General features: G+C 47.4%; 13 protein-coding genes. 7 read left to right on the top strand and 6 right to left on the bottom strand.

Going from position 1 to position 18,694, the window contains the following annotated elements:
* Positions 1-69: 69 nt before the first annotated feature.
* A complete protein-coding gene (locus QUB63_RS27110) occupies positions 70-789 on the bottom strand; it encodes a hypothetical protein (protein ID WP_332948463.1) in 720 nt (239 codons plus the stop codon).
* A gap of 808 nt (positions 790-1,597) precedes the next feature.
* On the opposite strand from QUB63_RS27110, the gene QUB63_RS27105 reads away from it, so the two are divergent.
* Genes QUB63_RS27105 through QUB63_RS27095 form a run of 3 tightly spaced genes read left to right on the top strand, consistent with a single transcriptional unit; the run spans position 1,598 to position 2,325 of the window.
* Positions 1,598-1,807 carry a hypothetical protein gene (locus tag QUB63_RS27105; RefSeq protein ID WP_332948462.1) on the top strand — a complete coding sequence of 70 codons (210 nt, stop codon included), beginning with the start codon at positions 1,598-1,600 and terminating at the stop codon, positions 1,805-1,807.
* A gap of 39 nt (positions 1,808-1,846) precedes the next feature.
* Positions 1,847-2,071: a hypothetical protein gene (locus QUB63_RS27100; RefSeq protein ID WP_332948461.1), complete on the top strand. Its 225-nt coding sequence runs from the start codon at positions 1,847-1,849 to the stop codon at positions 2,069-2,071.
* A gap of 29 nt (positions 2,072-2,100) precedes the next feature.
* A complete protein-coding gene (locus QUB63_RS27095; protein ID WP_332948460.1) occupies positions 2,101-2,325 on the top strand; it encodes a response regulator transcription factor in 225 nt (74 codons plus the stop codon).
* A 343-nt stretch (positions 2,326-2,668) separates the two neighbouring features.
* Here the strand turns inward: QUB63_RS27095 and QUB63_RS27090 are convergent, their stop codons facing one another.
* From QUB63_RS27090 to QUB63_RS27080, 3 genes are all read right to left on the bottom strand, one after another.
* Complete coding sequence (locus QUB63_RS27090) at positions 2,669-3,565, bottom strand: alpha/beta fold hydrolase (protein ID WP_332948459.1); 897 nt, start codon at positions 3,563-3,565, stop codon at positions 2,669-2,671.
* A 217-nt stretch (positions 3,566-3,782) separates the two neighbouring features.
* Complete coding sequence (gene dacB, locus QUB63_RS27085) at positions 3,783-5,231, bottom strand: D-alanyl-D-alanine carboxypeptidase/D-alanyl-D-alanine endopeptidase (RefSeq protein WP_332948458.1); 1,449 nt, start codon at positions 5,229-5,231, stop codon at positions 3,783-3,785.
* Positions 5,232-5,421: 190 nt separating this feature from the next.
* A complete protein-coding gene (locus QUB63_RS27080; RefSeq protein WP_332948457.1) occupies positions 5,422-5,748 on the bottom strand; it encodes a (2Fe-2S) ferredoxin domain-containing protein in 327 nt (108 codons plus the stop codon).
* Between the two features lie 383 nt (positions 5,749-6,131).
* Here QUB63_RS27080 and QUB63_RS27075 point away from each other — a divergent pair, with 383 nt between their 5' ends.
* The 3 genes from QUB63_RS27075 (at position 6,132) to QUB63_RS27065 (ending at position 9,516) form a co-directional block, all read left to right on the top strand.
* Positions 6,132-6,593: a CBS domain-containing protein gene (locus tag QUB63_RS27075; protein ID WP_332948456.1), complete on the top strand. Its 462-nt coding sequence runs from the start codon at positions 6,132-6,134 to the stop codon at positions 6,591-6,593.
* A 323-nt stretch (positions 6,594-6,916) separates the two neighbouring features.
* Positions 6,917-7,591, top strand: coding sequence for a phycobilisome degradation protein NblB (nblB, locus tag QUB63_RS27070; RefSeq protein ID WP_332948455.1), 675 nt, complete (start codon positions 6,917-6,919; stop codon positions 7,589-7,591).
* Between the two features lie 626 nt (positions 7,592-8,217).
* A complete protein-coding gene (locus tag QUB63_RS27065) occupies positions 8,218-9,516 on the top strand; it encodes a CAP domain-containing protein (RefSeq protein WP_332948453.1) in 1,299 nt (432 codons plus the stop codon).
* Positions 9,517-9,689: 173 nt separating this feature from the next.
* Here the strand turns inward: QUB63_RS27065 and murQ are convergent, their stop codons facing one another.
* Positions 9,690-10,604, bottom strand: a complete 915-nt coding sequence (murQ, locus tag QUB63_RS27060) for an N-acetylmuramic acid 6-phosphate etherase (RefSeq protein ID WP_332948452.1) — start codon at positions 10,602-10,604, stop codon at positions 9,690-9,692.
* A 217-nt stretch (positions 10,605-10,821) separates the two neighbouring features.
* Entirely contained in the window at positions 10,822-11,208 is a 387-nt protein-coding gene (locus QUB63_RS27055) for a DUF3110 domain-containing protein (RefSeq protein ID WP_332948451.1), read from the bottom strand.
* Positions 11,209-11,914: 706 nt separating this feature from the next.
* On the opposite strand from QUB63_RS27055, the gene QUB63_RS27050 reads away from it, so the two are divergent.
* Positions 11,915-18,577: a translocation/assembly module TamB domain-containing protein gene (locus tag QUB63_RS27050; RefSeq protein ID WP_332948450.1), complete on the top strand. Its 6,663-nt coding sequence runs from the start codon at positions 11,915-11,917 to the stop codon at positions 18,575-18,577.
* The last annotated feature ends 117 nt before the right edge of the window (positions 18,578-18,694 follow it).

Below are 18,694 nucleotides of genomic sequence, written 5' to 3'. Positions count from 1 at the left end.
TTGCATTCCGAACGATCAAACACTTTTTCTTACTTGTAATTAATCGGAAACGAGATCGCTGACTAACACTTACTCAGGCAAAGAAACAGGCTGCACGTATTGAGAATTAGCGCGCACGTAACAGCCTTGTCTTGTCAGCAACCAAGGTTGACCGTTCGCCAGCGAAATCGCATTTGCTCCCCTGGTTTCAGCAGCAACGGTATCTCGATCTGCGCGGTAAACTTGTTGAATTGCTCCGTTTGGCGTCTTGCGGCAGTTGAGTTCTCCATCCCGCGACGTGACTCGCCAAGCAGGCCAAGTTACAGTACCAGAAGTTTCGCTCAACCAAGTATTAGCATTGCTGGAAGTATAATCGCCGCTGGAATTAGCACGCGGTAAAGGCTCGACTAAATTTACTTTAAATGTCTTGCCAACAGAAGCACAATTTTGTCCTCCTTTCACCTTCCAAGTAACTTCTGCTCCCAATTGGCCGCTCCTTCCAATTTGACGCCCGACAATGGCAATATCTCCAGAACAAACAATTTTTCTACCAGGACCGATCGCATTGTCTGTAAAAGTTCCGTTGTAATAGTAAGAGCCGACTGCTCCTTCGGAACGAGTAATTTTAATATTGCCCAAAAATTCGCGATTGCCTACTTGAGTAAAGTAAAAGCCCGAGGGATTGTTCCCTTTTTCTGACAGGTTTAAAGTTGTTTTTCCCGTGGGATTAATATAAGTGGTAGCGCTAGCAGCACCGCACCAAATTAATGACCCAATCCCTGCACCTAACCAAAGATTAACTCGTTTCATGGCAATACCTTTTGTAAATATCTACTTGATATGACTTACGCACTTGCCCCGAAAGAAACCGGATATTTTCAACTATTATTGATAGTTTCAAGCCCGTGTATTTTAGTTGAAAAACTAAAGTGATGACTACCCCTGCTTCATTCAGTTGACCTGGGACAGTTGACCTGGGACAGTTGACCGCACGCGGGGCGACCTCTACCTGGCAGGAAGAGGATTGGAGTAATGAATAGTCTTCTTTTAATTTCTCCCGAAAAAGCTTGGGGCTTTAAACCAATTCTTTCTGGTAAGTCCTCCTTTCTTTTATTTATAGCTAGCAGCCAAATACTTCACCAGTCGCTAAAGCGAGTGTCACTCATTTGAGCTACGCGCGCGGGCATCAACCCTGCAAAACTTCACCCTACTTCAGCTCTCTTCAACTCTCTTCACGTGCTTGCACCCGCATCGCTTGGTTTGCACGCTTCAACTTCTGACTCATTGCAGGTGCAAATACTTAGCAGCACAATAAATTTATATACGTAAGTAAAGGAGTTCCAATCACCGCTAAAGACTGTGGATTTTACGGGTACTTCCCGGTGGGTCAAGTTGCGATAACTCACACTAGCGCGATTTTGACAACTGGCAGATTTCAAATCTGAGAGTGTTTGTAAAGAAATATAAAAGCTCCGGAAACTTAATTGCTGTGACAGAAAGTACGATTTCTAAGCTGAGCCTGTAAAAAAAGCCGTCTTGATTCATAGCAAAAATGAACTTGAAAAACACCAATTAAATTTTCCAGAAACTTAAATTATTGTTGGAGGGAGAATCAATCATGGCTGACGGTCAATTAGAAGTTATATTAAAGATGGCTCAAACAATTAATCCTCAAATTGAGAGCGATCGACATTTTGAAATAGACTTGGAAAAATTGCGCCAACTGCCAGCAGGAACATTGGGGTGCTCAGTGGCGCGATTTCTAGACGAACAAGGGTTTGAGCCGATCGCATCTGGGGACTGGATTCAGCGAAACCACGATGTTTAACCGGTTCTGACAGGTCTTTCACCTTCAACAGAAGATGAATTGGTACTTCAAGCGTTTACTCGCGCTCAAGTATTTCGCCCTTCCTGTGCAATTTTAGTGTTAGTTGGACTGATAAGCGGCAAATGCGCGATCGGACAAATTATCAAAGGCTTAAAATACGGAAAATTAGCCGATCGATTAATTGACTGGAACCCTGAATCTGATTGGGAAACTCCCTTGTCTGAAGTCAGACAAAAACTGGGAATTATACCATTAAGTGATTAGATTTTAACTCGTTACCTCATTGCAAAAGTATGCAAAGCACAAGTGACAAACCGGAAATTAGCCTGAGTCCGCGGGAAAGGGCGATCGCGCAATTAGTAGCCCAAGGCCTGCCAAACAAATGTATTGCCAAAAATTTAAATATCAGTCACTGGACGGTTGCTACTTACGTGAGGCGAATTTTTATCAAACTCGGTGTTTGTTCCCGAACTGCGATGATTGCACTTTTGATTAAAGAAAATTTGCTCTGGGACTAATAAGTCGATTTTAGATTTTAGATTTTAGATTTTAGATTTACTTGAACTATGGTCTAAAATTTTGGAATCGACCATGAGGCTCGTGTCGGGGATTTGTACCTGTTTTTGAGGCGGGATCAGCTAGATAGTCGGGTGCGTCTTTAGATTTTAGATTTTAGATCTTAGATTGACTCGCCTTGATGAATCTGGGAACTTGAACTATGGTCTAAAATTTTGGAATCGACCATGAGGCTCGTGTCGGGGATTTGTACCTGTGACACACCCTACACACAGCTACTCTAAGACACATAAAAACCCAGTTTACCTGTGAAACTGGGTTTTTATTTGCAACCTCTAAAATGTTTTATGCCCAAGCCAAAGAAGGAGAAGAATTTCTCAAAAAATTGAGTAATTCTCGATTCACCGTTTGCGGCGCTTCCTGCTGAATCCAGTGACCGCAGTTAGGAACTAATTTTAACTTAAACGGAGCCGTAATTAACCGATCTAAACCTTCTACAAGTGTGTGGCTCAAAAACGCATCTTCTTCTCCCCAAAGCACCAAAGTAGGCACTGTCACAGGTTCTAACTTCTGCCCCCAATTCCAAAGCCGCTGCGGGTGAAACATTTGCTGGTAATAATTCATCGCCGCCGCTAACACTCCCGGCTTTTCTAAAGCCGTCTGATAAATCTTAGTTTCCTCAGCGCTAAAAGCTCCTTTGCGAACAGCTTGCCCCTGCAAAATATTTTGCACAAAATCTTTCAAATTTTGCCGGATCAACCATTCGGGGATGCCGGGAACCTGAAAAGCCAAAATGTGCCAACTGCGGCGGAGTTGGTCTAAATTGCTTGCCATTTCTTGCACGAATCGCTGCGGGTGCGGAGCGTTTAAAATTGCTAAACGGTTGAGTTTTTCGGGGAATTTTTGAGCTAAGTTCCAGGCGATCGCACCACCGCAATCGTGACCCACAATGTGAGCTTTTGTATAGCCTAGCCGATCGATCAAACCGCGAATATCAGCACTCAGCGTATCCAAATCATAGCCGCTTTCCGGCTTGTCCGAATCGTTGTAGCCCCGCAAATCCGGCACCACAACCTTAAAATGGCGCGCTAAAGCAGGGATTTGATGGCGCCAAGAGTACCAAAACTCAGGAAACCCGTGCAGGAGTAGAACGAGTTCGCCTTCTCCTTGGGAAACGCAGTGCAAGCGGATGTTGTTGGTTTCGACAAAGATGTGTTGCTGTTCGGAATCTAAAGACTTCATAGTTGCAAAGTTAGACTTATTTTCGGGAAGCACAGAACCCGCCGACTGGTAGCAGGCCCAAACTGCCCAATGGTTGTAATTCTTCTGCTTTTATTCTAGCTGCTTTTCGATCCCCGCCGCTGTAATGTAGTTAAACTTAAAACTTGTAGCGTTTTGCTGTGTCCTGTTTTTTAGGTGTAACTACTTATCTCAACTTTTTCACCTTAAATCTGTTGTTTTAACAGCGGCGGAGGCGATTCAATAATAGCACAATTTCGTCAGTTGCCGATCGCATTTTTGAAGTCGGCAGGTCAGATTGATTGACGATAATGCTAAACACCAGCGGCTCGTAATTCGGAACTTCGATATATCCCGACAGCGCCGAAACTCCGCTCAAAGTTCCAGTTTTTGCTTGCAAAATTACGCGGTTTGGTGTATTATTTAAGCGATTTTTTAAAGTACCGCTCTCGCCAGCGATCGGCAGTGACTGGCGGTAAACAGATGCAGCAGGTGAATTGGCCATCAATCTCAAAGTTTGCACCAAAGCTTCGGGACTAATTAAATTGTGGCGAGACAAGCCCGAACCGTCGGCCAATATGTAGCTGTTTGGATTTACCCCTAATTGAGTTAAAGCTGTTTTTAACTCTTGCAAACCAATTTCACCTGTATCCTCTTGTGGCACAGGCATGGAGCCTGTAATTTTCCCCAACAATCTCAATAAAACTTCTGCATAAAGATTGTTGCTTTCCCGATTAGTTTCTTTCACCAATTGGGCCAGGGGCGGCGATTCAACGGCTGCTAATTCTTGAGTAAAATTGCGATAATTAGATGCAACTAAAGCTTGTTTAACAGGAATTCCCTCTGCCGCGAGGGATTGCTGAAAATTCTGCAAAAAGTTATTCGCGGGATTGACAACTGCGACATAAGCTGATTCAGATTCGGCACCAACTTTCAACTGTCCGCTAACTCGAATTTGGGGTCGATCGAATTCCCGGCCCACCTCAACAAACTCGGATTCGTTTTGGGCGACAGTCACTGAATTGTTCAGAATTTGCCACTGATTGGCCAGCTTTGGTTCGGCAAAAGTAACTTTTAGAGGTTGTCCGAGATCCTGCGGGGACAAAACAAGCTCGATCGCGTTTTGATTGAAAATCAAACTGTTAATCGGCGCGCCATAGCCAGCTTGCGCGTCTTCCCATTCCCAATTCGGATTGACTGCACTGCCTTGAAAATAGCTGTCATCGCCAATCAACTCGTTTACTCGATCGACCCCGCGCCGTTTCAACTGCTGCGCTAAATCCTTCAACTGAGCCTCGCCAATGCTCGGATCGCCCCTACCGGCAACGTACAAACTCTTATTTTCGCCGCTGTAAACCGATGTCTTAATCCGAAAATCTGCACCTAGTTTCTGCAAAGCAGCCGCTGTGGTTAGCAGCTTGACATTGGATGCTGGAATAAAATATTTTTGGGCGTCGCGGCTGTAGAGAGTCGCGGTAGATGATAGCGGTTGAATCAAAATGCCCCAGCGCGATCGGCTAAATTCAGGACGGTTGGCGATCGCATCAACTTTCGCCCCCAATTCCCCAGGACAAATATCCCCAGCAACCGCAGGCGTTTGAGCGACTACCTGCGGAGTGCGCCCTAGAAATAGGACGAACAAACTAACCGCAATTATTTTAATTTTCACAGCCTAATTTCCCTCATAATTATTCAAAATACCTCTTGTAAAAATCGCCTATTTATGTGAAAAACATCTGCATTGTATCTGTGTCTCTATGCTTGAAATCTGCGGTTCACCCATCAATCAAAGACTTCGGTAAAAAGTCCAAATCAGATGAAGCAGATTTGATAAAAATTACCAAATTAAGTCAAAATTATTAATAATAATAACGCATATGAATTCTCGGATTCAATAACGCCTCTACAGGTTTTCCCCCTTTAATGTGCTCTTCCACGATCGACGGTACATCACTCGGTTTAACTCGACAATACCAGATTTCGTCTGGGGTGACTCGCACAGTCGGGCCCGTGTTGCACTGTCCCTGACAGCTACTAGCTTCAACTGTTACCCCTGCAACTGGTTGGGCTTCAAAAGCAGCGAGCACTGCTGCTGAACCATTTTTCAGGCAAGATTGATACTGGCAAACCAATACACAGCGCGATTCTGGTTGGGAGTCTGTTTCTGGGGTTAGAGATTCTGGCATCAGTAAGGATTTATAGAAGAAGGAAGTTCGGCAACGGATTATTTAACGGATGTAACGGATGTAAAGGATAGAAGGAAGAGGGAAGAGGGCATCTTCGGTAGGGGTTTCGGCAACGCCAGAACTTCCTAATCGTCGGGCGCGGTTACTAGATCCGCTGTTTAATATATCTTAACAATGTTGTGAGGTCGATCGCCCGTCTGGGCCTGACAAACGGCAGAATTCGTAAGTGCGATCGCAAAAACCTTTATAAATTCTGGCATTCAAACTTTTTGGGTCCTTCTAGCTTGTCACGAATCCCTTCTCCCCGGCTGCCTTTCTGCTATCTGTGCCGCGCTTTCCCTATATGATCGGATGTAGAGCAACAACTAAATCAACCGCCAATCATGCCCAAAACAGTAGCCGATGTGATGAGCCGCGATCCGATTTTGGCGCGTCCCGAAATGCCTTTGAACGAAGCCATTAAAATTTTAGCCGATCGCCGTATTAGCGGCCTTCCCGTTGTAGATGAGAATGGCTTATTGGTAGGAGTCATCTCCGAAACCGACTTGATGTGGCGGGAAACCGGCGTCACTCCGCCCGCTTACATTATGGTGCTCGACAGCGTGATTTACCTAGAAAATCCCTCGCGTTACGAGCGAGAACTTCACAAGGCTTTAGGACAAACTGTAGGAGAAGCGATGAGTAAAGAGCCCGTTACCATCGAACCAGACAAATCTGTTCAAGAAGCTGCAAAACTAATGCACGATCGCAGCATCCACCGATTGCCTGTGCTGGATACTGCGGGCAAAGTAATCGGCATCCTCACTAGGGGAGATATTATCCGAGCGATGGCGGCCGAGTCTTAATTAATTGTTGCAGTTGAAGGATTGTATCAGAAAATGAGCCGATCGCTCGGATAATCTCTCAAGTTTTGGCAATTACCAATTACCTAAGACGTTAATTGCTTTGATTCGTTCGCTTTTTGGAAAATTATCTGCGTTTATTTGCGTTGATCTCCGGTTTCCCTATTAATCAAAGATTTATGCAATAAGTCTCTAGATTCGCGACAAAAAAGTCAGGAATACAGGCAGAAATATTTCTTCCTTATTCCCTCTTCCCTCTTCCTTCTTCCTTCTTCCGACTTCCCTCTTCCTTCTTCCCAATTACCAATTACCAATTACCAAATTCCATGAGCATTACTCCTGAATCTGTCGAACAATTGCTGAATTCCGAGGATTTTGGCGAAAGGTTGCGGGCTGTCAACCAACTGCGGCAGCTAGAACCTGCGATCGCCTACAATTTGATTCAAATTGCGATCGGCGACAAAAACGTGCGGGTTCGGTACGCAGCAGTCAGCCAAATGTCAACCCTCGGCGAGCAAAATCTGCCAAACGCTTTAGAGGTACTGCTTCACAGCTTACGCAACGATCCAGAACCTGACGTGCAAGCAGCAGCAGCCGATGCTTTGGGCGCCTTGAAATTAACCGATGCTTTAGAAGATTTGCAGCAAGTTTACAGCAGTACATCTGAATGGTTGGTGCAACTGAGCATTGTCGCAGCTTTGGGAGAAATGGGCGATCCAAAAGCTTTTCCGATGTTAGAAAATGCCCTGGGTTCTGAAAACGAGTTGATCCAAACTATTGCCATCAGTGCGTTAGGAGAATTAGGAGATAAACGGGCCCTGCCGCTGCTGCTTCCCTACGCTTCCAATGCAGATTGGCAAATTCGTTATAGAGTCGCCCAAGCTTTGGGGCGGTTGGGCGGTGCCGAAGCAGAGGCGGCTTTAGAAATTCTCGCCAAAGATGATGTTGAGCAAGTTGCTCAGGAGGCTAAAGTCGGACAAGATAATATTTTGAAATTGTGAGTTTTGAGCGGTGAATTTTCAATGAATTGAGAATTTTTTGTGAGGATTCTACTAAAAAATTAGTGCGCGATCGCTAATCGGTGAAACCCGGTTTCTACGTATATTTTTCGTAACTAAACGCAAAACTCGTAGAAACCGGGTTTCTAGCCCCCCAGCCCGCGAACAGGGCGCGCAATATGAACCTTACTAATCAGGAAAAATCTCAAATCTAAAACTCTATCCCACATTGGGCACTGTCAACTGTCACAATCGGTTTTTACTTATTTCGATCGAGCAATTAAACTATAAATTATATTTTTGTACGTATATTAACGGTTAAGCTTGATAAGCAAGTATAATAAATTACTTTAAAAAAAAGATTTTGGGTAATTGTTCTGCGTGAGGCGCTCGCGGTTGCGAAATGTGGGTGGTATTGATGCTACAGGCGATCGCACTCTGCCCTTTCCCAACCCGATCCCGGATATTGACATCCGCAGTTGAAGAATAGCTATAATAACAATAGATACAACAGTGGCAGGGATTAACACAATTATTGAAGTGTGCCCAGCGTGCGATCGGGGAAATTATCGTTAAGACGGTAAGCCATCTACCAGCTCAGCCCAGTCTTAAACATTTTTATCATCCCCATGCTTGAACAACTACAAAATTCCGATTCTCAATCTGTGGACATTTTAACAGGAGAGCGATCGGCTTCTCAACTATCACAACCTGCACCAGCCACAACCAATCAAAACTTTATTTATAAAGTTTTAGAACTCACGAACGTAGAACGCAGCAAATTGAGTTTGTCCCCCCTAACCTTAAATACTCAGTTGTTGAATGCGGCGCAAAATCACACCCAAAACATGGCGCTGCAAGACTTTTTCGATCACACCGGAAAAGATGGTTCGTCAATGGGAAGTCGGATTACTGCAACAGGCTATAAATTTAGCTCGGCAGCAGAAAACATCGCTGCGGGATCTTCTACACCCGAACAAGTTCTATCATCGTGGATGAACAGCGACGGCCACCGGAGGAACATTCTTAACCCGAATCTGAAAGAAATTGGCATTGGTTACTATTTCTTAGCCAACGATACTGGCAGCGTCAATTACAATCACTATTGGACGCAAGTTTTTGCTACTTCGCTTGACGGTAGTGTCAATCCCGCGCCGACACCAACTCCAACTCCAACTCCAACTCCAACTCCCAACACATTAGTCTCCATTACTTCGCCAATACCCAATGCTACAGGGGACGGCAGCCCGACGACAGCACCGAAGAATACAGCCAGCGGCGGCAATTATTTCCTATCAGATGCTGCTGATACTCAAATACCTGCAAGTGCTGCGGGATTGCCAATTTTTGCCCTTTCTGGCAAAGACAATCTCACTGGAGGAGCAGGCGCTGATACGATTAATGGAATGCAAGGCGCTGATACAATTAACGGCGCAGGCGGCGATGACCTTTTATCCGGCGGCAAAGATTCGGATTCAATTGATGGCGGTGTTGGTAATGATTTTATCAGCGGCAACAATGATAACGATCGACTGATCGGAGGAGACGGTAACGATACTCTCCGGGGCGGCAAGGAAAACGATATCTTGATTGGCGGTAACGGCGATGATGTCTTGGCGGGCGATCGCGGGCAAGACATTCTCACCGGCGGTGCTGGAAATGATACGTTTATTCTAGCAGGAGGTTTGTCTGCTTCGGCTACTTTAATTGGTGCGGATGTTATTACCGATTTTGCGATCGGGGATAAGATTGGTTTGACTGACGGTATCGGATTTACAAACTTGACTTTTGAAGCTGTGAGTTTGCAGTTGGATGGAGGCGCAAGCGTCGCTTCTTGGGCGATTAAGTCGGGTAGCAATTATTTGGGTATCGTGCAGGGCGTCAGTCAAAGTCAGCTTACATCTTCTGTTTTTGTGAGTGCAATTTAGAAACCGAAATATTACTGGTTCCCAGGCACTTGGTCTGGGAACCAGTTACAGTCGAATCTTCAACCCGCTTGGAGTGCGTGAGTGTTTGTATAGACGCGGTTTCAACCGCCGAGTCTTATTAATTGAGAAGCGTCATAGTCTTGGCGATTGCTTAGTTCCTCTCTTCGGACACTTTACAATTTTATTGATGCCACGGCCGATCGCAAATTTCCTTGAAATTCGCCCAAAATTCGATCGCACTCTTCCTTCTCCAAACCAGTCCAGTGCATCATCAAAGCCAGCTTTACAGACTTGCCACTTTTTTCCAACAAAAAACCCGCTTCATCCCGACCCAAATCTGTTAAATCCTGCAACATCCGCACCGCCCGATCGCGCAATTTCTGATTAGTCACCGCCACATCAACCATCCGATTGCCGTAAACCTTCCCCAGCTTCACCATTACGCCAGTCGAAAGAATATTCAAAGCCATTTTTGTCACTGTACCCGCTTTCAACCGCGTCGAACCCGCGACTATCTCCGGGCCAACCAACAACCGAATATCCACATCAGCATCAAAACTCACTTGTTCGACGGGTACGCAGGCGATAAACACCGTTTTCGCCCCCCGCTGGCGCGCCGCCTGCAAAGCACCCGCCACAAACGGCGTCGTACCCCCAGCCGTAATCCCGACAACCACATCCAGATTGTTAATGTTACGGTGGGCGATCGCCTCAGCCCCATCCTCAGCCCGATCCTCCAAATCCTCCGAACTCCGCACCAAAGCCCCCGCACCCCCGGCTATTATGCCCTGTACGAGTTCTGGCGGCGTGCAGAAGGTGGGGGGACATTCGGCTGCATCGAGCACCCCCAAACGCCCGGAAGTACCCGCACCGACGTAAAATAGACGGCCTCCTTGACGCAGGGATTCGGCGGCGATCGACATCGCCCGGGCTAAATCTTCTCGGGCACGGGCGATCGCACTTAAGGTTTGGGCGTCTTCCCGGTTGAACAAGTCCACCAATTCGATCGAGCTAAGTTGGTCTAAATTCTCGCTGTTGGCATTCACCTGTTCCGTCAGCAGATGCCCGCGTTCTTCCAAATTCTTCATTTTTTCTCAGTTATTAATGGTCAGTTGGCAATTTTGGGATCGGGCGGGCAGAGTCAGGAGACATACAGAGTCCCAGCTTCAGCCTGGAAGCCTGTATCTAGAAATCGAGTCTAGGATTGAGAATGCAAAGGAGATATCAAATTTATCCTTCTTCCCTCGAACCTCTTCCCTCGAACCTCTTCCTTCTTCCTTCTTCCTTCTTCCTTCTTCCTTCTTCTCACAAAAGTCCTTCGAGTCGGCGACGCATAGAATCCAGTTCGTCTTGGGAAACGTCAGAATCCGACTCCGGCTGCGACTCCGGTTCCGACTGCCCCTCGGCCTGCCACTGAGTCTGTGCTACATTGTCTTCTGGCGGAATCGCTAGCGCGCCCGCCGGCACCAGTTCCCAATCATAATCAACACTGTCGCAAAACTCCTTAATTTCCTCATCGTCGATCGCCTCGACAGCGGGCTCGGGGAAATCCTGAGCTTCCAACATCACGCCAAAGCGGGTGGCGTCGTCTTCTGACTCAAACATCAGAACTTTGTTGCGATCGCCGAGTTGAATGGTGTGAATTCCCTCATTCTCGGTGCGGGCATTGAAGAGTAAGACGAACACTCGCATAAGTTTTAAAGACCTTCTTAACCACCGTTTTTTTATCTTAGAAGCGATCGGGCGATTTTAGATTTGAGATTTTAGATTTGAGATTGACTGTCGGTTTTAGGAGGTGTGGCGATTTTAGATTTGAGATTTTAGATTTTAGATTGACTCTGGGTTTTAGGAGGTGTGGCGTGTTTTGATTAAGTTTGGTAAAGGTTTCTGGAGTCTGCCCCGGCGTGGGGGAGCGATCGGGCGATTTTCCCATTGAAGATTTGAGATTTGAGATTGACAGCAGGTTTTAGGAGGTGTGGCGATTTTCCATTTTTCGCATTGAAGATTTGAGATTGACTCTGGGTTTTAGGAGGTGTGGCGTGTTTTGATTAAGTTTGGTAAAGGTTTCTGGAGTCTGCCCCAGGGTGGGGGGAGTGAATCTGGAAGTTCGATTTAATAGCTGCAAGCTTCGCTCGCGTGGCGCGACCGTCGGCACTTCCAACCTCAGTTCTGAGTCTACCAAAGGCATTCGCCACGCGATCGAATCAAAAAAAGTTATATAGCACCACGAAGACGGTTAGGACGTTCTCGCATTGCCCAAATATGAACTTTTATTGATTCTTCCTTCTGCCTTAAAGGCGTTACATCCGTTACATCCCGCACATTGCTCGTTGCCGAACTTCCTTCTCCTGTCTGATTTCCTCAATTCCTGAATTCTCACAAGCTTTGAGAAACACGCATGACTAACTCGGACGATGACAAAAAACAACTCGCACCCCGTCCAGGGCGCCGCTGGTGGCGTCTGCTGCTGCTTAGCGGTACGGGAGCGGGCATTCTCGCCTTGCTTGGGGCGGTAGCCGCACGGGAGTGGGTGCTCAAAAAGTTAGCTCCCTTAGTGGAAACTGAGGTCAGTCAGACACTGAAGCGGCCCGTGCAAATCGGACGTTTGGAGCGATTTTCTCCGACGAGTTTGCGGTTTGGTCGATCGGCTTTACCCGCAACTCCTACCGATCCCGATTACGCTTCTGCAGAAGCAGTGGAAGTGCGATTTTCCATCTGGCCGCTGCTGTTCAACCGCACGCTCAAATTAGATATTACTTTAGTTAAACCCCAGGCTTATATCGAACAGGATAATCAAGGCCGCTGGATTAACATTCAAACTGCCCAACAGAAATCTCCGGGTTTATTTAAAACTGAAATTAATGCCGTGCGAGTGGAAGATGTCGGCGCGGTTTTGGTGCCTAGTCCCGCAGTCGGACAAAAAACTTCGGCTCCGATTGCTGTAATTTTGAAAAATGGCAGCGCTCTCTTTCGCGAGAAAAATCAGCGCGTTCTCTACGAACTAAACGGTAACTTTACTAACAGCGATAACTTTATCGTTAAAGCTGATTCTCTGTTACCTGCTGCTCAAACTAACCTGCAGTTGCAAGGTCAAAATTTGCCTCTGCCAGACCTCGCTCGCTTGCTGAAACTTCCCGGCATTTCTTTACAAAAAGGCTTGGCAAATGGCAACTTGACCGTGCAACTGCGAGATGATAAATTATCGGGAATTACTGGAACGGCGAGTTTTGCCGGACTGCAAGCGAGAATTGAGCCGCTGAAACAGCTCGTACAAAATAGCAGCGGTCAATTGCGGTTTCAGGGAACTAATTTGATTGTCGATAGTTTGACGGGTAATTACGGTTTAATTCCCCTGCAAATAGCAGGAACAATTGCAACAGGAGCTAATTTTAATCTCGAACAAGCTAGCTTCAATCTGACAACTAACGTGCAACCAGTCGCTTTTGCAAGTGTTCTCAGTGCGGTGGAGACAGAGTTAGGGCAGAAAGTCGTGTTGCCGATCGCGGTTGCGGCGGAAGTCAAGGCGGATGCTAAGCTGACTGGAACTCGGGCGCAGCCAGTCTTGGCTGGTGCGATCGCCTCCACAAAACCCGCGACAGTCGATCGCCTGCAATTAAACAATATTAGCACTAATTTTAAATTGGAACGGGGGAGAATGCCTCAAACTCCCACTCCCAATTCTTCACCGTCAAACGGGCAGTTTTCCTCTTTAGCTTTGACATTGAGCGATATATTGGTTGTGCCGGCTGCGGGCGGTAAAATTGGCGGCAAAGGTGAAGTCGATCTAACATTGGGAAGTGACAATTCGCGATCGGGTTTGGTGTTTGACTTCCAAGCGGAAAATGTACCCGGAGACGCTCTCGCCCAAATTTACGCTGTCCCGATTCCTGCTACTGTTAAAATTGGCAGTGTCTGGGCAAAAGCTCAAGTTTTCGGCCCCTTAAACAACATTCAAGCCCGAGCTCAATGGCAAGCACCGCAAGGGACTTTCCCGGCTACGGGCGAAATTAGAGCCGATCGCAATTCGACGGATTTGCAAAATACAGTGGTGAAAATTGGCGGCGCTGCTGTGAATGTGGACGCGGCGCTCAAAGACCGTCAGTGGGAAGCTATAATCAAGGGCGATCGCGTGGCATTGAAAAGTTTACAGCCACTGATTCCCGGACTGGATTTACCTCCTGAATTAGCAGGTTTGTTCACCGGAACCGCCGAAGCTGCTGGAAATCTGGACGATTTGAGTTTAAATGCGATCGCAGCTAGCGGCAAAGGAACGCTGAATATTGCTGACAGTATAGTTGATGTCAATGCCAAACTGGAATCAGGTAGCTGGCAAGCTTCTGGCAAGACTGAAAAAGTTGCTATCAATCGCTTAATTGATATTGGCTTGCCGTTTTTATCTGCATCAAAATCTCAGACATCACCCGCCGCAAATCTAGACAATCTCAAATCCAAAATCCAAAATCTAAAATCGTTGGACGGCCAGCTAGCAGGTGAATTTCAAGCTGCGGGAAATGTTGACAATTTGACCGCTAGCGCCATCAATCTTAGCGCCAACGGTAAACTCAATATTGCTGACAGCAGTGTCAATCTCAAAGCAGAATTGACAGCCGGAAATTGGCAAGCAACCGCAGAAACCGATCGCACTTCCATCAGCCGCTTAGTAGATTTAGCGCTGCCGATTTTAGATGTAGCTTCCGCCTTCAATCCCGAAAATCAACAAGATAGCAATCTAAGATCCAAAATCCAAAATCTAAAATCGATCGAGGGCCAGTTATCGAGTCAATTTACAGCTTCGGGAAGTCTTGACAATTTGACGGCTAGCGCAATTAATCTCAACGGTAGCGGCCAACTAAATCTGGGCGGCAGCAATGTCAATTTTCAAGGAGAATTGGCACAGGGAAATTGGCAAGGAACCGCAGAAACCGATCGCACTTCCATCAGCAGCCTGGTAAATTTAGGATTGCCGCTGTTAGATGTGGCTTCTGCCTTCAATCCCGAAAATCAACAACAATATAGCAATCTAAAATCCAAAATCCAAAATCTAAAATCGCTTGACGGACAAATATCAAATCTAATTCAAGCGGCGGGAAGTCTTGACAAATCAGCAGATATAGCTGTCAACAGCAGCGGCAAACTCAATATTGCCGGCGGTACTGTTGATTTTAAGGGAAAATTAGATGCTGGACAATGGCAAGCTGTCGCGGATCTCGATCGAGTTATTCTGGGTCGCTTAGAACAAACAGTTCGCAATCTCCAACTGTTTACTCTCACGGCGACTTTACCTAAAGGATTTGACGGCAGAGTTAACGGCCAATTCCAAGCAGCGGGCAGTTTGGATAACTTGACAGCTAAAGGAATTCGTGCTAGCGGGGAAGGACGGATTTTGGTCGATCGACTCGGGGCGATCGACACTACAGCCAAATTGGAAAACGGCAACTGGCAAGCATTGCTGGAAACCAACGGAGTTACCGTCAGCAACTTAGAACAAACCCTCAAACAAACAGGTGTACTGACAGCCAATTTACCGCCAGAAATTGCCGGCACCCTCGACGGCAAAGTCCGAATTTTGGGAACTACAGATAATTTAACCGCCAACGGCATCACCGCCAACGGCGACGGACAAATTCGACTCGTGGGCGGCGGCGGAATTGTCAACGCCACAGGTAGCGCTGCATCTGGGAATTGGCGCGCCTCCATCGAAGGCGACCAAATTGCCCTAAGTCGCTTCCAGCAAGCCTTTGAAGCCCAGCGCCAAAGCTTGCAAGCCGGAGGCTTAGTCTCCCAAGCCCAAAATCTCCCGCTGCTGCGAGGACTGTTTAACGGCAATGTCAATTTATCCGGCCCGATAGCCGCTGCTTCGGCGCAAACAGTTCGCGCCGGCGGCAGTTTCCGCATCTCCCAATTGCCATTTTTGCAACAACCTTTGGAGGCGATATTTAATTGGGACGGCAAGCGGATAGAAGTTGAGAAAGCTACAACTCCCGGTTTGAGGGCCAACGGTTTTATTAACGTCGAGTTGGCGGGTAAAGGATTGCCCTCAATTTCCAATCTAGATTTGGATGTGAAACTCTCCAATTTTAACCTGGAAGCCTTACCGACAGAACAGTTGGCATTTTTGAGACCAATTGGTCTCAAAAATGCTTCAGAGAAAAATCAGCCTGTACGCGGCAATGTGGATTTCACGGGGCGCCTCACCGGCACCCTCGCCGCCCTCAGTTTAGTTGGCGACGTGGAAGTGCGGAATTTAGCAGTAAATGAAGTCGCTTTTGATCCGGTACTGGCGGGGAAAGTGACTGCGAGTTCCGATAAAAGTGTAGATTTGCGTTTGGCCGGCACCCAAGACAAAATCGAAGTCGCTTTAAATCAGTCGTTTTTGCCGACATCATTCTTAGTTAAACGCGGGGAATCGGTAGCCCGCGGCCAAACAGAGGGCGAAACTTTGCGAGTTAATTTAAGCGATTTCCCCCTGGCTGCTTTGAATCTCTCGCCGGGACAAGAGGCCGGTTTGGGGCCGATAACTGGTACTGTTTCGGGACAAGTCAACGTGCCCGGTTGGAAGATGCCGTTAAATCCAGCGACTTTGCAAGCAAGCGGACAAATTGCGATCGCCCAACCAGCGATCGGCTACATTAAAGGTGACAGTTTCCAAGCCGAATTCAGCTACGCTAACGGCAGCGCCACCCTCACAAACGGCATCTTCCGCCAAGGCAGCGGTCAATACTTAATTTCCGGCAACGTCAAAGCAGGCGCCAACCCCGAATTTGCCGGGAAAGTGAACATCCAGCAGGGGAATTTGCAGCAAGTTTTAGCCGCTTTGCAATATTTCAATTTAGGAGATTTCGCCCGCGGCTTAAAACCTCCGGTTTACGCTAGGGCCGCCTCTGTGCAAACTGTAGCAGTCGGAGAACCGGAAGCCCCGCTAATCGAACAGTTGCGCCGCTTGGCAGAAATTGAAGTAATTTTGCAGCAGCAGCAAGCAGTAAAATCATCGGAAAAATTGCCTCCCTTATCTCAATTGCAGGGAACTTTTGGCGGGGAAATTGCAGTCGCCGGTTCTTTGCGAACGGGCGTGCAAGCTCAATTTAACGTCAAAGGCGATAATTGGCAGTGGGGAAAATATGTCGCCGAACAGTTCAGCATTGATGGCAGTTTTCAGGACGGGATTTTAACTGTTTTGCCTCTGGAAATTCGATCGGGCAAAAGTGCGATCGGGTTTTCGGGACAACTCGGACAAAAAGCTCAATCCGGGCAGTTGCGGATCGAAAACGTACCCGTGGAAGAGTTAGCAAAACTGGTGGAATTGCCCTTTGTGGATGTAACCGGAAACTTAAATTTGCGGGCGAACTTGGCCGGCAGTTTAGAAAATCCGCAAGCCACCGGCGAATTGAGTTTGCTTGACGGGACGCTAAACGGAGAACCGATTAAAAAAGCCGACGGCAGTTTCAGTTACAGCAACGCCCGCCTGAATTTTGGCGGCAGCGCTTTGGTGACTCAAACCGAACCAATTGAAGTGCAGGGAAGTTTGCCTTTTGAGTTGCCGTTTGCTGCGGTGAAAGCTGACAGCAATCAAATTGATTTGAGGGCGAATTTGCAAAATGAGGGTTTGGCAATTATTAATGTATTGACTCCAAAAGTTGCCTGGGTCAGCGGTAAGGGACAGGTGCAAATTCGCGTGGGAGGGACGCTGCAACAGCCTGTAGCGCAAGGAATTGCGAATTTTGAAAATGCAACCGTCCGGGCGAGGGCTTTCCCAGAACCGCTGACAGGGCTGACTGGGACGGTGCGCTTTGAGGGCGATCGCATTCGGGTAGAGGGAATTCGGGGACAGTTGAGTAAGGGAGAAGTCGTAGCCCAGGGCGTGATTCCGCTGTCTGTGCCCTTTGCTGCGGGCGATGTCGATGCGGCGAATCCTTTGGCTGTCAATCTGGACAAGTTGGCATTGAATCTCAGAGGATTGTACCGCGGCGGCGCAGTCGGTCAAGTCCAGGCAACGGGCACGGCTTTGCGGCCGCAGTTGAGCGGTAACATTGAACTGTACGACGGCGAGGTATTTCTCCCCAGCGCCGGCGGGGGCGGAACTCGGTTAGCTTCTTCTTCTTCCCCTTCCGATTCCGATTCTCCTTCAACATCTTCTCCTTCCGATTCTCCTTCGACATCTTCCCCTTCGACATCTTCCCCTTCCACATCTTCCCCTTCCTTTGAAGTTGGATTAAACGATTTGGGGCTGAAGTTGGGCCGGGGAGTGCGGGTAACGAGTGCGCCGATATTGAATTTTCAGGCGACAGGGGCTTTGACGGTGAATGGAACTTTAGACGATATTCGCCCTGCGGGTACGATTCGCTTGACTTCGGGCTCGGTGAATTTGTTTACAACGCAGTTTAGACTCGATAAAGGATATCCACAAACTGCTACCTTTGTACCAACACAAGGACTCGATCCGACATTGGATGTGAGATTAGCAACGTCGGTACAGGAAGTATCGCGCTTCCGCACTCCGGGAACATCTGTAGCCTCTGAAATAGCCGACGAACCGACAAGTTTCGGCAGCGTGCGAAGCGTGCGAATTCAAGCGTTAGTGCAGGGAAAAGCCTCTGGGTTAGCGGAAAATCTGGAGTTGAGGAGCTCTCCGAGTCGATCGCAGACAGAGATTGTAGCGCTATTAGGCGGCAGTTTCGTGCAAACATTGGGACAGGGAGACAGTACGCTGGCGATCGCAAATTTAGCGGGTGCGGGTTTATTGAACAACATTCAATCTGCGGTTACTAACGCCACGGGGTTGAGCGAATTTCGCTTATTTCCCACTCGAATCAGAGGCAACGAAGGACAAACAGCTAGTTCCAGTTCTGGGGCCGCTGCCGGTGCGGGTTCCCTCGGTATAGGCTTGGAAGTTGGGGCCGATATCACGCGCAATATTTCAGCATCAATCATTCGAGTTTTGTCAGCAAATCAGCCAACAGAATTTAACGTGCGGTATCGTTTAAACGACAAAATTTTGCTCAGAGGTTCAACCAATTTCCAAGGAGACAATCGCGTCACCGCCGAATACGAATTGAGATTTTAGTTATTACGAATAATTGTCATATCCGCAGAAACCCGGTTTCTTCCCAAATATTTTGCCACCCAACCCAAATCTTGTAAGAAACCGGGTTTCTTGGCCTTTGCATACTCAGACAATTTC

This window comes from Microcoleus sp. ARI1-B5, from assembly GCF_036705795.1.
Classification (GTDB): Bacteria; Cyanobacteriota; Cyanobacteriia; order Cyanobacteriales; family Microcoleaceae; genus Microcoleus.
The sequence above is the reverse complement of the archived record's forward strand: the minus strand, read 5'-3'. Positions and strand labels throughout refer to the sequence as shown.

Excerpts from the sequence above, each read along its gene's own strand:
- QUB63_RS27110 (WP_332948463.1), bottom strand. The coding sequence starts at position 789 with ATGAAACGAGTTAATCTTTGGTTAGGTGCAGGGATTGGGTCATTAATT.
- QUB63_RS27105 (WP_332948462.1), top strand. The coding sequence starts at position 1,598 with ATGGCTGACGGTCAATTAGAAGTTATATTAAAGATGGCTCAAACAATT.
- QUB63_RS27095 (WP_332948460.1), top strand. The coding sequence starts at position 2,101 with ATGCAAAGCACAAGTGACAAACCGGAAATTAGCCTGAGTCCGCGGGAA.
- QUB63_RS27090 (WP_332948459.1), bottom strand. The coding sequence starts at position 3,565 with ATGAAGTCTTTAGATTCCGAACAGCAACACATCTTTGTCGAAACCAAC.
- QUB63_RS27080 (WP_332948457.1), bottom strand. The coding sequence starts at position 5,748 with ATGCCAGAATCTCTAACCCCAGAAACAGACTCCCAACCAGAATCGCGC.
- QUB63_RS27075 (WP_332948456.1), top strand. The coding sequence starts at position 6,132 with ATGCCCAAAACAGTAGCCGATGTGATGAGCCGCGATCCGATTTTGGCG.
- nblB (WP_332948455.1), top strand. The coding sequence starts at position 6,917 with ATGAGCATTACTCCTGAATCTGTCGAACAATTGCTGAATTCCGAGGAT.
- QUB63_RS27065 (WP_332948453.1), top strand. The coding sequence starts at position 8,218 with ATGCTTGAACAACTACAAAATTCCGATTCTCAATCTGTGGACATTTTA.
- murQ (WP_332948452.1), bottom strand. The coding sequence starts at position 10,604 with ATGAAGAATTTGGAAGAACGCGGGCATCTGCTGACGGAACAGGTGAAT.
- QUB63_RS27055 (WP_332948451.1), bottom strand. The coding sequence starts at position 11,208 with ATGCGAGTGTTCGTCTTACTCTTCAATGCCCGCACCGAGAATGAGGGA.
- QUB63_RS27050 (WP_332948450.1), top strand. The coding sequence starts at position 11,915 with ATGACTAACTCGGACGATGACAAAAAACAACTCGCACCCCGTCCAGGG.